Source organism: Anaerocolumna aminovalerica (assembly GCF_900115365.1).
Classification (GTDB): domain Bacteria; phylum Bacillota; class Clostridia; order Lachnospirales; family Lachnospiraceae; genus Anaerocolumna; species Anaerocolumna aminovalerica.
Genome location: NZ_FOWD01000002.1, coordinates 197752 through 212925, shown reverse-complemented (window position 1 = coordinate 212925; position 15174 = coordinate 197752). Strand labels below are relative to the sequence as shown.

The 15174-nt window shown below is 34.2% G+C and carries 10 protein-coding genes; 9 read left to right on the top strand and 1 reads right to left on the bottom strand.

Annotation, left to right across the window (positions count from 1 at the left end):
- The first annotated feature begins 524 nt into the window (after positions 1-524).
- From pheS to BM183_RS01975, 3 genes are all read left to right on the top strand, one after another.
- Positions 525-1544, top strand: a complete 1020-nt coding sequence (gene pheS / locus BM183_RS01985; RefSeq protein ID WP_091684084.1) for a phenylalanine--tRNA ligase subunit alpha — start codon at positions 525-527, stop codon at positions 1542-1544.
- 77 nt (positions 1545-1621) lie between these two features.
- Positions 1622-4060: a phenylalanine--tRNA ligase subunit beta gene (gene pheT, locus BM183_RS01980; protein WP_091684082.1), complete on the top strand. Its 2439-nt coding sequence runs from the start codon at positions 1622-1624 to the stop codon at positions 4058-4060.
- A gap of 397 nt (positions 4061-4457) precedes the next feature.
- Positions 4458-4781, top strand: coding sequence for a hypothetical protein (locus BM183_RS01975; RefSeq protein WP_091684080.1), 324 nt, complete (start codon positions 4458-4460; stop codon positions 4779-4781).
- Between the two features lie 110 nt (positions 4782-4891).
- On the opposite strand, the gene BM183_RS21205 is transcribed toward BM183_RS01975, so the two are convergent.
- Positions 4892-5014, bottom strand: a complete 123-nt coding sequence (locus BM183_RS21205; RefSeq protein WP_276326315.1) for a hypothetical protein — start codon at positions 5012-5014, stop codon at positions 4892-4894.
- A gap of 944 nt (positions 5015-5958) precedes the next feature.
- Between BM183_RS21205 and BM183_RS01970 the strand changes: the two genes are divergently transcribed.
- The 6 genes from BM183_RS01970 to purE all read left to right on the top strand — a co-directional run bounded on the left by BM183_RS01970 (position 5959) and on the right by purE (position 14897).
- Positions 5959-8529, top strand: coding sequence for an Ig-like domain-containing protein (locus tag BM183_RS01970; RefSeq protein ID WP_091684078.1), 2571 nt, complete (start codon positions 5959-5961; stop codon positions 8527-8529).
- A 158-nt stretch (positions 8530-8687) separates the two neighbouring features.
- Entirely contained in the window at positions 8688-10970 is a 2283-nt protein-coding gene (locus tag BM183_RS01965) for a hypothetical protein (protein WP_091684076.1), read from the top strand.
- Positions 10971-11428: 458 nt separating this feature from the next.
- Positions 11429-11881, top strand: coding sequence for a VanZ family protein (locus BM183_RS01960; protein ID WP_242960806.1), 453 nt, complete (start codon positions 11429-11431; stop codon positions 11879-11881).
- Positions 11882-11896: 15 nt separating this feature from the next.
- The gene (locus BM183_RS01955; RefSeq protein WP_091684074.1) at positions 11897-12223 is read left to right on the top strand and encodes a DUF6142 family protein; all 327 of its coding nucleotides are present in this window, start codon (positions 11897-11899) and stop codon (positions 12221-12223) included.
- A 39-nt stretch (positions 12224-12262) separates the two neighbouring features.
- On the top strand, positions 12263-14338 hold the full coding sequence (locus BM183_RS01950) for an aminopeptidase (protein ID WP_091684072.1): 2076 nt from the start codon (positions 12263-12265) through the stop codon (positions 14336-14338).
- A 40-nt stretch (positions 14339-14378) separates the two neighbouring features.
- Complete coding sequence (gene purE, locus BM183_RS01945) at positions 14379-14897, top strand: 5-(carboxyamino)imidazole ribonucleotide mutase (protein WP_091684070.1); 519 nt, start codon at positions 14379-14381, stop codon at positions 14895-14897.
- Positions 14898-15174 lie beyond the last annotated feature (277 nt).

Genomic DNA, 15174 nt, shown 5'->3' with positions numbered 1-15174 from the left:
CATATATGAAAAAGGCTGTGAAGGTGTTATGCTATAGTCCTTTCATGCAATAGACATTGTATGTATTAGGTATTGCTTCTAAGATATTTGTTTTCTATCAGAGAGAGGAAGTCGCCGGCTGTAAGCTTCCTTAGTTCAGACAAATATTAATCTTCCCACCGGAGCCGCATCTTTGAATACTGAAACCAGTTAGTAGGGGATGACGTAAGTGCACGTTACGCATAACTTTAAGTGCTTATATATTATTGAATTTTATAATGTTTCATAATGTATAGGAATTAGGGTGGTACCGCGGAAATAGGCAGGCAGTTGTACCTGCTTCTGTATCATAAATGATATTGCTCCGTCCCTGTTTTTAGGGACGGAGTTTTTTTGTCCCTTAAATAAGTCATTTATTATAAAGGCGTTAAATGCCAAAATCAAGGCCAGGTTGAAAAAAACAGTGCTTTTTTAACCGGCAATTTGTGCTAAAGCACAAAGCTGTATTATTTAAAATGGGCTAATGGGCCAGAATCGAGGTTAGTATGAAAGAAAAATTAAAAGCAATTATTGATGAAGCTTTAAAACAGATGGAAGCCTCTGAAAGTCTTGACAAATTAAATGAAATCAGAGTTGCGTATCTAGGTAAAAAAGGTGAGCTAACAAATGTATTAAAATCCATGAAGGATGTAGCACCGGAAGACAGACCCGTGGTAGGTCAAATGGTAAATGAGGCAAGAACTGCTTTGGAAGAAAAGTTAGATACAATAAGAACTGCCTTTGAAAAGAGGCTTAGAGAAGAGCAAATAGCAAAAGAAACTATTGACGTTACACTTCCGGCGAAAAAGCCCATGATGGGACACCGCCATCCAAACACCATTGCGTTAGAAGAAGTAGAAAGAATCTTTGTAGGTATGGGCTACGAAGTGGTGGAAGGTCCTGAAATAGAATATGACTATTATAACTTTGAAGCTTTAAACATTCCTGCAAACCATCCGGCTAAAGACGAACAGGATACTTTCTATATTACTGGTAATATTTTACTAAGAACTCAAACTTCTCCGGTACAGGTACGTGAAATGGAAAAAGGTAAACTTCCTATTCGAATGATTGCACCGGGAAGAGTGTTCCGCTCTGACGAAGTAGATGCTACCCACTCACCAAGCTTCCACCAGATTGAAGGTTTGGTTATTGATAAGAATATAACATTTGCAGACTTAAAGGGAACTTTAGCAGAATTTGCTAAACAATTATTCGGCGAAGATACGAAAGTAAAATTCAGACCTCACCATTTCCCATTTACAGAGCCAAGTGCAGAAGTGGATGTAACCTGCTTTAAGTGCGGCGGAAAAGGCTGCCGTTTCTGTAAAGGTTCCGGTTGGATTGAAATCTTAGGTTGTGGTATGGTTCATCCCAATGTATTAAGAATGAGTGGAATAGACCCTAATGAATACTCCGGCTTTGCATTTGGCGTAGGTTTAGAGCGTATTGCTTTACTAAAATATGAAATTGATGATATGAGGTTGTTATACGAGAACGATACCAGATTCTTAAAACAATTCTAGAATTAAAATAATGTTATTTTTGCAAAGACTCAACAAAGTAATTAAATTGGTGCTAAAGCACCGGAATCGAGGTTAAAATGAATACACCATTATCATGGATAAAAGCATATGTACCAGATCTTGATGTGACAGCACAGGAATATACAGATGCTATGACTCTTAGCGGGTCCAAAGTAGAAGGGTTTGAACAGCTGGATGCTGATTTAGATAAAATAATAGTAGGTAAAATATTAAAAATAGAGAAACACCCGGATGCAGATAAATTAATTATATGTCAGGTTCAGGTTACGAAAGATGGTGAAACCGTTCAAATTGTAACAGGAGCGCCCAATGTAAAAGAAGGAGATGTAATTCCTGTTGTACTGGATGGGGGACGTGTTGCAGGCGGTCATGACGGTAATATGACTCCCGGAGGAATTAAAATTAAAAAGGGAAAACTTCGTGGTGTTGAATCCAACGGCATGATGTGCTCAATTGAAGAATTAGGTTCCAGCAGAGAGTTTTACCCGGATGCACCGGAAGAAGGAATATTTATATTCAATGCAAATCCGGAGTATGACAATATAGAGATAGGCTCCAATGCAATTAAGGCATTAGGTTTAGATGATGTGGTATTTGAATACGAAATCACTTCAAACCGTGTTGACTGCTTTGGTGTTCTTGGTATTGCCAGAGAAGCAGCAGCTACCTTTAGAAAAGAGTTCTGTCCACCAGTGGTAAAAGAAACCGGTAACAGTGAAAAAGCAAGTGATTATATATCTGTTGAAGTTCAGGATAATGACCTTTGCACCAGATATGTGGCAAGAGTGGTAAAAAATATTAAGTTAGCTCCATCTCCGTTATGGATGCAAAGAAGGTTAGCTGCTTGCGGTATTCGTCCAATTAATAACTTAGTAGATATAACAAACTATGTAATGGAGGAATACTCTCAACCAATGCATGCTTATGATTTAGAGCATGTAGCAGGGAATAAAATCATTGTCAGAAGAGGTAAAGAGGGTGAAGAATTCCAAACTTTAGACGGTCAGGTAAGAAAGATTGACGATTCCATTCTTATGATCTGTGATGCTGAAAAACCAATTGGTATTGCAGGTATTATGGGTGGTGACAATTCAAAAATTACAGATAATGTTAAGACTCTTTTATTTGAAGCAGCCTGCTTTGACGGAACCAATATCCGTTTATCCGGTAAAAAGTTAGGACTTAGAACCGATGCAGCCGCCAAATTTGAAAAAGGACTTGATCCCAATACAGCTATGGAAGCTATGAACCGTGCTTGCCAGCTGATTGAGGAATTAGGAGCAGGTGAAGTGGTTGGCGGTGCTGTTGACGTATATGATAATGTAAGACAGCCAAGAAGAGTACCATTTAGCTGGGAAAGAACTAACAAAATTCTTGGAACTAACATTGATAAAGCCACAATGCTTTCTTATTTTAAGAAAATAGACCTGGATTTTGATGAAACAACAAATGAAGTAATCGTACCCTCCTGGAGACAGGATGTTGTATCTCAGGCGGATTTAGATGAAGAAGTAGCCCGTTTCTATGGTTATGATAATATCCCCACTACTTTACCAACCGGCGAAGCGACCACAGGAAAATTATCCTTCAAACTACGAATCGAGAATATAGCAAGAGATATGGCAGAACAGTTTGGATTCAATGAAGGAATGACTTATTCCTTTGAAAGTCCAAAGGTATTTGATAAATTATTAATACCTATCGGAGATAAACTAAGAGAAACTGTTGTAATATCTAATCCTCTTGGAGAAGACTACAGCATTATGAGAACCATTTCTTTAAATGGTATGTTAACTTCTCTATCTACGAACTACAACAGAAGAAATAAGGATGTACGTTTATACGAATTAGCAAATATTTATATTCCGAAAGGACTTCCGGTTACGGAACTGCCGGATGAAAGAATGCAGTTTACATTAGGAATGTACGGTGCAGGTGATTTCTTTGACTTAAAGGGTGTAATAGAAGAATTCTTAGAAAAAGCAGGCATGAAGAATCTTGTTACCTATGACCCAAAGGCAGGAAAGACTTTCTTACATCCCGGCCGCCAGGCAAACATTATCTATGATGGAACTGTAATCGGTTATTTAGGTGAAGTTCATCCGGATGTACTCGATAATTACGAAATTGGTGACAAAGCCTATGTTGCAGTACTGGATATGCCTGAAATCGTATCCCGTGCAACTTTCGATGTAAAATATAGGGGAATCGCAAAATATCCTGCCGTTACACGTGATATTAGTATGCTAATGAAGAAAGATATACTGGCAGGTGATGTTGAAGCTGTTATACGTAAAAATGGGGGACACCTTCTTGAAAACTATCATTTATTTGATATTTATGAAGGAGCTCAAATCAAAGAAGGCTACAAATCTATGGCATACTCCATTAGCTTCAGAGCAAAGGATCGAACCTTAGAAGATAAAGATGTCACAGAAGTTATGGATAAAATATTAAATGGTTTAAGGAAATTAGGTATTGAATTAAGACAATAATCCGCATTAGGAAGCTTTGGCCCCAATAGAGGCAAAAGACTATCATATTAGTAATCCTCCAATAAGGATGTTTACGAAAATCATAATTATTTAGCACACAGCCGAACGATTATCGATGAATTGTAAATAAACTTATTGGAGGATTTCCTTTATAACAAACTTTGAACCAATAAAAAGTTCAATGGATTTTTCTTTGTATACATTATTTAAGTCTGACAATTTTGTAATTAAAACCTCGCTCATAAAAACCCCCATCCATTATTTTCTATCAATTTGCAACCAATACAACCTAAAATTTATTTTTAAAGAAAAAATAGGTTTCATTTACTAGTCAGAGGAATATATTAATATAGATATAAGCATAATTTATGCTTTCTGAAATGAAAGGTATAGAAATATGAGCGAAAATTTGAATGACGAGAAAAATAAGAAAAATAAATCTTGTGTCAATCCGATAGAATCGTGCTTACTATCACTACCTCCAAAACAATTTACATTACTATCAACAATATTTGGTCTAATATTACTAGATGACTTAAGTATCAATCAGAAAAATGCCCTTGGAAACTTCATAGTTAGCGTTGGTCAAACTATGTTAACAGCGGCTGCTCAGGAACAATCTTTACAAAGTGATTCAGAAAATGATCAGATTTGTGAGGATATTGATGATCTTAAAAAACAAATAACGTTACTTAAGAAAGAGTTAAACAGCCGTAAATAAGTGTTTCCAGCGACAACTTATAAAATTAGTGGTCGCTACTAAATCAAAATAGAGGCAAAACAATGTTTAATTTTAGTTCATGTAATTTCAGTGATTTATTAAATCAAATCTTAAAATATTGTAATTTTGGTAAATAATTTATTTCGGCTCAACCTTATGGTTGGGCCTTTTTTATAATACATCATTACTGTCAGATGCTGAATTAATCCATATCTGTCTTTATTTACAGCCACTCCCATATTCCCCCTATGTTTCCACAACTTATATATTTCATAAATATTACAAAAGTGTTACAATGAATTTGTTCCTAAGAGATAGCAAATCAAAAAGGAGGTTAAAATTATGTTTAATTTTAGTTCATGTAATTTCAGCGATTTATTAAATCAAATCTTAAAATACTGCAATTTTGGAAAATAATGTACAAAAGTATTACAATGAATTCTTTCCTAAGAGATAGCAAATCAAAAAGGAGGCAAAAATAATGTTTAATTTTAGTTCATGTAATTTCAGTGATTTATTAAATCAATTATTAAAATACTGTAATTTCGGTAAATAATTCTTAAAGAGCTGTAATGAGTTCTTTCCTAAGACATAATAAAACAAAAAGGAGATTAAAATAATGTTTAATTTTAGTTCATGTAATTTCAACGATTTATTAAATCAGTTATTAAAATACTGTAATTTTGGTAAATAATTTATTTCGGCTCAACCTAATGGTTGAGCCTTTTTTTGTGATATAAGCGGTTGCATCAGTCATGGATTTTTCAGCCGAGAAGGAAATTCATCGATTAAATCTGTACATTTACAGTCACTCCCATATCCCCCCTATGTTTCCACAACTTATATATTTCATAAATATTACGAAAGTGTTACAATGAGTTTGTTCCTAAGAGATAGCAAATCAAAAGGAGGCAATAATTATGTGTTTTAACTTTAGCTCTTGCAAAGAATTATTAGAACAAATATTAAAATACTGTCGTTTTGGAAACTGCAAATAATTTCTCTCGGCCCGGCCTTATGGTTGGGCTTTTTTTAATTAATGATTTTGTAATAGAAAGTTTATACTTTTGGGGTATTTTTAGACAAAGTTTTGACAAATATAGCCTCTATGATGTAAAATAGTAAATAAGCTTATGACAAGTTATAAAATGTAATAAATTACATAGGAGGAGATTAAATGAAGCAACGAATGTTAAAATGTATTGTAGGTCTCTTAGTCTTAATGATGGCTATACCTATAATACCGGGAGGCAGTATAGTGGCAGAAGCAGCCGCACCAAAGCCTACATTATCCATTTCTAAGAAAACTATTGTAGGAACCGGTGCAACCTATACTATATCTGTTAAAAATGCAGGTAAGAATGTAACAAAATATAAATGGTATTCCACCAATAATAAAATTGCAAAGGTACAGGCTACAAAAGACCCGGCAGTTGCAAAAGTAACTACAGTTGGTAAGGGATCCGCTTATATTAAATGTGGTGTTTTCTATAAAGATGGAACTATCAGACGTCCTTATAGTCAGGTTACTGTACAGATTCCTGTCACAAGTGTTAAGATTACAAACGCATTAGATAATGAGGAAAATAATAACAGACATGTTATAGCAGTAGGCGAGACTTTTGATTTTAATGCTACTAAAACACCAAGCAATGCCAGTGAAAAATTATATTATTTTCTTGGTAATTCCGGAGAAACCTATGCTAAAGTAGATGCTGTTACAGGTAAAGTAACCGGTGTGAAGCCTGGTTTTGTAGTATTAAGAGTAGCTGCCGGTATGACAAAGGATGCAGCAGCAAATAGTAAGATAGATGATGCTATCAATATTGAGATTGTTGAAAAGACAACGAAAGTAAATAGCGTTGATTTAACAGATTCTACTACATTAAAGGTTACTTTTAGCAGTGCAATTGATCCAGATACCGTAATTGGTAAGGATAAAAAATTAAAAGATTCCGTTGTTATAATGGCTAAGACCGATGAGAAGAATAATACTGCCAAAGGTTTGGGAGAAATTACTGCAACCTTATCCAATGACGGAAAGGTGTTAACTATTCAGACCCAGTATAATTTCAATGGTATTTATGGACTTATCTTAACCTCCGATGTTAAAGGTAAAGATAAATCAGATTTACAGCCATTTAGTAAGACTTTAAAATACTATGATACAATTGGTCCTTCTTTCATAAAATATACTACAGATGAAACAGGATTAAAGGCTACTATTCACTTCTCTGAAGCAGTTAATTTCTCTAAGATGGATATTATAGGTGCAAGAGCATTAAGTTCAAAAGTAATTACAGCAACTACAACGAATACATTGTTACAAGTAAGGAATTATGTTGTATCAGAGGATAGGAAGTCATTAACCATTGATTTAACCAACATGGATCCTGTAGATCAGAATAAGATTTTTGAAATTCAGATTACTGGAATTACAGATATAGCAGGTAATGTTCCGCCAACTTATCCGTTAAGAGCATTATTAACAACAGATACAACTCCAAAACCTCAAGCTAGATTATTAAACATCGCAAGGACAAGTTATGATACATTAACAGCAACCTTTGATAGACCAATTAAGACAGTTGGAACCTTAACTATTTCAGGCAGTTATGAAATGCCGGCTGGTGTTGTAGATAAAGAGGATTCAAGAAAAGTTAATTATAAGTTGTCTACAGCCTCTGCACAACTTACGGGTATGCAGACCGTTACCATACAGTACTGGGATAGTTACAATGTATCTATCAATGACACAACAGCATATACTGGAGTTTCAAGACAAGTTAACTTTACATCCGATAAGACAGTTCCTCAATTAATAAAGAGTGAATTAGGCATTGAAACAATAAATAATGTAGATGTTTATAAATTGGTATTAACTTATAATAAGAATGTTGAAGTGCTATATCCAAGGGGTATATTAAATGCAAACATCGTAACTAGTAATAATGACAGATACTCCAACAAACCATTGAGTTTCACTGCAGTTGCAAAGGATAAAGAAGTAACATTATTACTGAACTCCAATGAAATATTATACAGTGGTACTTACATGATTGAAATTCCAGAAGCTTTTGTTAGAGATACTTATTGGAACAGAAGTAATAAGACTACGATTACCGTACTTAAGAATGCAGCAGTATCCAGTAATTTACCTGCTCCAAGATTAGTACAGCAGGCACCAGATGATAATAATATTATAGAAGTATATTTTGGTGTGAAGGTTGACGAAACTACTGCACAAAATGTAGCAAATTATAATATTCCGGGTGTTAGCATTGTGTCAGCAACATTAAAAGATAATAATGATGTTGATGGTGCAAGAATTGAATTACGTGTTCAATCCGGTACCATTATAGCTAATACTGCTTACTATGCCATCATCAGCGGAATTACAGGGTATCATAATACCTATTCAGCAATGGATACTTACCAGACACCCATATACCTGAGAGAAAACACAGCTCCTGCTGTTGTTAGTGCAGTACTTAGCTATCCTGGTCTGATTACCCTTACATTTACAGAGGATATTTCAGGATCCCCTTCATTCAAAGTAACTCAGGGTGGTATAGATTTAGGTGGTATTGCTTCTATCGTGGGTAACAAAGTTATGATTAATCTAAGTGTGGCTCCTAATATTAATAATCAACCTATTTTATTGGAACCAACTCAAAACAATGTAATAAAAGATGCTAATGGAAACGCAGCAATTATTACAATTAGAAATATACCTGTAAAATATTAATTTATAATTGATAAGTAAAGAAGGACTGCTTCCCGGCAGTCCTTTTTTCTTAAAGATTTAGACAAATAAATGGCAAATTTTAGACATAAAGTTGACATCACTTGGTAATATCTTATGTATTGTAGATAGAATGCTTATAAAATGAAAAGGTGGGAATTATGAAGAAACGTATCTTAAAAGGTATTACACTTATGATAACTCTCCTGTTGGTCTTACCAATGTTTTCTTTAGGGAATAGTACAACTGCCGAAGCAAAAACAAATAAGAAATATAATCAAAGACCAACTTTTTCTATGACACAAAAGACTATAAGTGAAGATGAAACATTTACCATATCATTAGAGAATTTAGGCAGCCAGGTAAAAAAGGTTTATTGGTATTCTCAGAACAAAAAAGTTGCCACTGTAAAGGTAAAAGATAAAAAGTCAGCTACCATTACGGGAAAAAGACAAGGTACGGTTTTTATTAAATGTAAGATAACTTATAAAAATGGTGCTGTTGTAACACCATCCTGTAAAGTAAAAGTATATACAAAAGCAATCAGTATTAAGATTCATAATGGGAAGCTAAACAATCAGGGTTTTCACATTCTGGAGGAAGGTGACAAATTTAATTTTAATGCTAAAATAACACCAGGCAATTCTAATTATAAGACCTATTGGTTTATTGATAATAATTATGTTGCCAGACTTTATAGTGATGGTACTGTAAAAGGGCTGAAAGAAGGGGTTGTAAGACTAACTGCTGTAGCAGCCCGTTCCAGTGAAGAGGCAAAAACAAGTACTGTTCGTGATACTATTACCATTTTAGTTGTTAATGATGACTACGACTATGATGACGACTATGAGTATGGTGATGATTATGACGATGATGATGTTGTAAAAGTAAATGTAACAAATATTACATTAAAGGAAGCAACCAAAATCGATGTTGCCTTTGACAGGGCCATTGATAAGAATACGGTAATTGGTGCCAATATAGCATTATTAAATTCAGTAATTATAACCCCGAGATGGGATTCCCAAGGTAATATTGCCAATGCTCCGGGAGTATTAACAGGTACTTTATCAGAGGATGGAAAAACACTTTCTATCCAGTCTTCCTACGTATTGAAAGGTGTGTATGAAATTCGCCTAACATCCTCCATAAAATCCGTTGATGGTAAAGTATTAAAAGAATTTGTGAAAGAATATTCTGTTTATGATACAAAGAAACCAAAATATGAAGGGGTTGACCTTGATAACACCGGTTTAATTGCAACGTTTAAGTTCAGTGAAGCCATGGATTTCACTAATATGATAGTTGCAGACGGAAAAGCAGCAACCGGCGGTCAGACATTGGAGCAGACAACACTTAATATAATCAATACAAGATCAAACTATGTAACCTCTTCTGATAGAAGATCCTTAAGCATTAATTTAGTGGGTATACCCCAAAGTGACCGGAATAAATTATTGTCAGTTCGTCTTTATAATTTAAAAGATTTAGCAGGAAATATCATAGAAGGCGATCCGGTTACAGTAACATTTAAAACAAATACTGCTTATCAGTCTCAGGCCAAAATTCAAAGAGTGGAACGAACGGATTATTATTATCTGACAGTTACCTTTGATAAGCCAATCAAAACTGCAGGTATGTTAGTTATTAATAACTTAGAAGGCATTAAAGGAGTAGTTGATACCGGAAATAATACCAAGGTCAACTACAAATTAAGCGAAGCAGCAGCTAAGTTAAAAGGATACCAAAGAGTATCTGTAGGATATTGGGATGGATATAATGTAGATCCAAATGATAAGTATTCCGATACCTTACAGGGATATAATGTTAACTTTGATACCAATAATCTGTTACCATTACCGGCACCTGTTTCCATTCTACAGGACAAAGAGGATAATAGTATAATCAATGTGCAGTTTAATAATATGTTAGATAAAGCATCGGCTGAAAAAATTAATAACTATATAATTCCCGGCCTGATTATTACTGCTGCGGAATTAAACAACTCTACGAACAGCGGAGTTGTTAAGCTGAAAGTTCAGGCAGGTTCCATAGCAGTTACACAAAATTATCAAATCAGTATTACGGGAGTGAAAGGGTATAACAATAGCTTTAAAGAAATGAATTCATTTCAGACGGTAATAACCTTAAAAGAGAATAGAGCTCCGGAGCTGGTAAGTTATACTTACTATTATCCTATCAGTATTATGCTGGTTTTCAATGAAACCATAACCGGCACTCCAAGTTTTAAAGTAATGCAGAATAATGCGGATTTGGTACTTTCCACATCCATTAATGACAAAACTATACTAATTAATTTAAAGGCTACTCCGGAAATGGGTAAATATATGGAATTATTGCCCACTGAAACAAACAAGATTATGGATCTTGCTGGAAATAAAACAGGGTCCGTATTGAATCGATATATTATTCCTGCCAATTAATTTTAAGCAGTATCATTCTGAATCCCAACTCTGCAGGGTTTCGTTGGGTAAAGAATTAGAATAACCTAACCTATATTCATAAAAATGAATACTTTCTTCCTGGGGCCCGTTGTAGAATTTGTGACTTGCTTAATGAGGCATAAATTATTTAAAATTCTGCAACAGGCCCACTTTTGTTATTTACAAATCCTTTGTATTGCTATTCCTACTGACTGTCCGCTCTTTTATTACTTCTTATCCTCCTCTTCTGTCAAGCCCTCTAATCGTCGTCTTCAATCAATCTATTAATCCCTCTCTTCTGTTATTTCCTCTAAGTGCCGGTCCTTTTATTTCATTAAACATCTGTTTCTGTGTTTCTCTTAATTTGTCTCACTATTATTTTCTTTTAATAGCCCTTTACGTATCCTAAGATTTGTTTTATAATGATTCCAAAATGAGTGTTGTTAAGGAGAAAGTCATTGAAATCTGTTGTTGTGACAATAAGCCGAGTGCTGTTTATTTTATATATTATTATGCTGGCATATTTTTTGTTTTTTAGTGAACGATATGGACGGACCATCGTTTCAAATGAATATAGATATAATTTAACGGTATTAAAAGAAGTTAGAAGATTTATTACCTACCGTCAATTAATTGGATTTGAAAGTTTTGTTGTTAATATATTCGGAAATATTTTCGCCTTTGCTCCTTTTGGTTTTATGTTGCCAATAATAAGCAATCAAAATCGAAAGTTTTGGAATGTAACCTTTTTAAGTTTAGAATTTAGCCTCACCGTTGAACTGATCCAACTGCTTTTTAAAGTTGGAATTTTTGATGTGGATGATATTATTATGAATACTATTGGCGGAATGATTGGATATCTTTGCTTCTTTATAGCCTATAAAATATATAAATCATTTCATAATACTTGATAGGAAGGAGTCCTTATGTTTAAACGGAAAAAAGAAGCAGTTATATTTACGGATAGAGTACATTCCATTAAGGGAATTATATCATTATGCATGGGATTGGTATCCGGCATTTCTTTTATAGTGCTTGCTTATGTTTCCAGCTTATCTCAGGGAAATGGAAGCATGCTTTTGGGGTTTGCCGGAATGGCTTTATTTTTCCTGTCTTTGGTAGGGTTTTATTTAGGAATTAATAGTTGTAAAGAAAAAGAGATTTATTATACTGCTCCAGTTGCAGGAGTACTTATCAACGGTGTGTTTATTATTGTATATTTTACTCTTTATATTATTGGAATCAGTTTGTAAGTGTTTTTTAAAAGGATTAACATAGAAAAGAGGTAGATAATGAAGTATTTAGAATTATTCAAAGAAGAAAATGAAGAAATCATGGAACGCTTTCACTTATCTATGTACCGAATACAGGAAATTACTAATGAGAAGACTGTAAAAGAACCATACTTAGACTATTTTAAGAAAGTAGCTTCTTTTATCCTTCAAATTAAGGATCTTGTTTCGTTAGCAGAACATGATAGGTTAAGTAAAATGTCTTTGGAGGAACTGCAGAATTTAAATCATAGGCTATACCAGGACATATTAGTGGAAAATTATGAAACAAGCTATGCCAATCCTCGTTATGCAGCGAAGATATTAGGTAAACAATATGGCAAATTACTATCCTTTCTCTATACAGAAATAAGAGGAATGATTGCGTATGGCTTTGAGTACCGGTTGGTTCCCATTACAATTTATATGGAATTATTTATAGAAGTCTATAATTATTTCGAGGAAGAAGGAGAATTCACCTACAAAGATGTTAAGAGAACTATCTCTGATTTTATGCATGATTATTGTCCTGATTTTGTGGAATATCGAACAAGAGAGCTTTTAGACAGTTCCCTTACATTTGCAAAAGATATCATTATGAATTGGGATCTTTCAGACCTTCGGTATTTATACCAATTTGGAGAATATATAGATGAAAATGAATTAGAGATTGCAAAGTTTTTAAACAGTATGTCTGAAGAAGAAGTAAAGGCAATGGCATTTACTTATACAGATGGATATAAGAGAGGTTTCGAGAATCAAAGAATTGACTTAAGCAGGAAAAAAACCGTTGTCATTCGATATAACATTGGATTTGAACGAATGGTACGTTATGCCATCCATTATTTTTTAGAAATGGGACTAGAACCTATTCTGTACAGAGCGGCTGTAAATAGTATAAGTAAAAGGCAGCATTTAAAAATTGGCTATCACTCCACAGGTCCTAACAGACAATATGATTATGACCACCGTTATGATAACGGACTTTATCTTAATAAGGATTTTAATGACAGAAAGCTTACCGGACAGCGGAATGCCTATGAAAAGTATAAAATCCAGGCGGCTGTTTATGCAGGGCCTGCATTAATTGAAGTATTTGGGGAGAAGAATTTTTCACCTGAGAATAAAGAAGAAGCTATCCGCCTGGATAAGAGACAGCAAAAATTATATGTAAATTATAACAGAGATGCTAATTTACTTACCAATGAATATATCAAAGGTGGAGAAACCAGTTTTACCATTATAGCTTACCCAATACCTGAGATAGGGGAACAGTTCAAAGAAATTTTTGCTGATACAGTGAAAGTAAATACTTTAGACAATGATACTTACCGTAAGATTCAGCAATCCATTATTGATGTGCTAGACCAGGGGGAATATGTAAGAATATTAGGCAGCGGTCACAATAAGACAGATTTGAAGGTAATGCTCTATGAATTGAAGAATCCGGAGAAAGAGACTATCTTTGAAAACTGTACCGCAGATGTGAATATACCCGTAGGTGAAGTATTCACTTCTCCGAAACTTACAGGTACAGAGGGTATTCTTCATGTATCTAAGGTTTATCTCAATGAATTAGAATATAAAGAATTATATCTGGAATTTAAAGATGGAAAGATTGCAGATTATACTTGCGGTAATTTTATATCGGAAGAAGAAAATAAAAGATTTGTAAAAGAAAATCTTATGTATAATCAGGAAACCTTGCCTATTGGAGAATTTGCTATTGGAACTAATACCACTGCTTATGTAATGGCACAAACCTATCAAATAGCTGACAAATTGCCGATTTTAATAGCAGAAAAAACAGGACCACATTTTGCAGTAGGTGATACCTGCTATCAGATGAGCGAAGAAATGAAGCTATATAATCCAGACGGTAAGGAGATAGTGGCCAAAGACAATGAAATCTCCATCCTTCGAAAGACAGATATGGAAAAAGCATATTATAACTGTCATACAGATATAACCATTCCATATGATGAGTTAGGTGAAATCAGTGTATATAAAAAGAATGGTGAAAAGACAACTATCATAAAAGATGGCAGGTTTATCTTACCTGGAACAGAAAAATTAAATGAAGCATTTCATTCCTAATAAATATTTTGGAACGAATTAAAAAGAAAGTGAGGCAATTATGGCAGCAAAAGTAGGAATTATTATGGGAAGTGATTCAGATCTTCCAATTATGAGCAAGGCAGCAGAAATACTGGATTTATTAAAAGTAGAATATGATATGACAGTTATTTCAGCTCATAGAATGCCGGATGTATTTTTTGATTATGCAAAATCCGCAGAAGAAAAAGGTTATAAGGTTATTATTGCAGGTGCAGGGGGAGCAGCGCATTTACCCGGTATGTCAGCAGCCATATTTCCAATGCCTGTAATAGGTGTACCAATTATGACCAAGGCATTAGGAGGGGTAGATTCCCTTTATTCTATTGTACAGATGCCATCGGGAATACCAGTAGCAACGGTAGCAATTAACGGAGCTCTTAATGCAGGACTTTTGGCGGCTAAAATACTTGCTGTATCAGATCCGGACTTATTAGAGCGTATCAAAGCTTATGCTGCAAGTTTAAAAGATGGGGTTTCTGCCAAAGCAGAGAAGTTAGAAAAATTAGGCTACGAGGCATATATGAAAGAGATGAATTAATTCATATTAACCTTGATTCCAACGCTTTAGCACTTTTTAATAATTATATACGAACTTTGTAATGAGGCTGTGCAAAACAATAAGTTTTGCAGCAGCCTCATGTCTTTTTGTCAAAGGAAAAATAATATTAAATTATAGATAATACTTATACAAGATAAAGCACTATTAACTACACTTATAAAAAACATAAGAAATAATGAAGCTGAAAGGTAAGACAAATAACATCCGTTATGCTACAATAGTTGTGGAAAAACACCTTTGAAATCGAAGAAACCAA

Coding starts and splice junctions, on each gene's coding strand:
- pheS (WP_091684084.1), top strand. CDS start 525: ATGAAAGAAAAATTAAAAGCAATTATTGATGAAGCTTTAAAACAGATG.
- pheT (WP_091684082.1), top strand. CDS start 1,622: ATGAATACACCATTATCATGGATAAAAGCATATGTACCAGATCTTGAT.
- BM183_RS01975 (WP_091684080.1), top strand. CDS start 4,458: ATGAGCGAAAATTTGAATGACGAGAAAAATAAGAAAAATAAATCTTGT.
- BM183_RS01970 (WP_091684078.1), top strand. CDS start 5,959: ATGAAGCAACGAATGTTAAAATGTATTGTAGGTCTCTTAGTCTTAATG.
- BM183_RS01965 (WP_091684076.1), top strand. CDS start 8,688: ATGAAGAAACGTATCTTAAAAGGTATTACACTTATGATAACTCTCCTG.
- BM183_RS01955 (WP_091684074.1), top strand. CDS start 11,897: ATGTTTAAACGGAAAAAAGAAGCAGTTATATTTACGGATAGAGTACAT.
- BM183_RS01950 (WP_091684072.1), top strand. CDS start 12,263: ATGAAGTATTTAGAATTATTCAAAGAAGAAAATGAAGAAATCATGGAA.
- purE (WP_091684070.1), top strand. CDS start 14,379: ATGGCAGCAAAAGTAGGAATTATTATGGGAAGTGATTCAGATCTTCCA.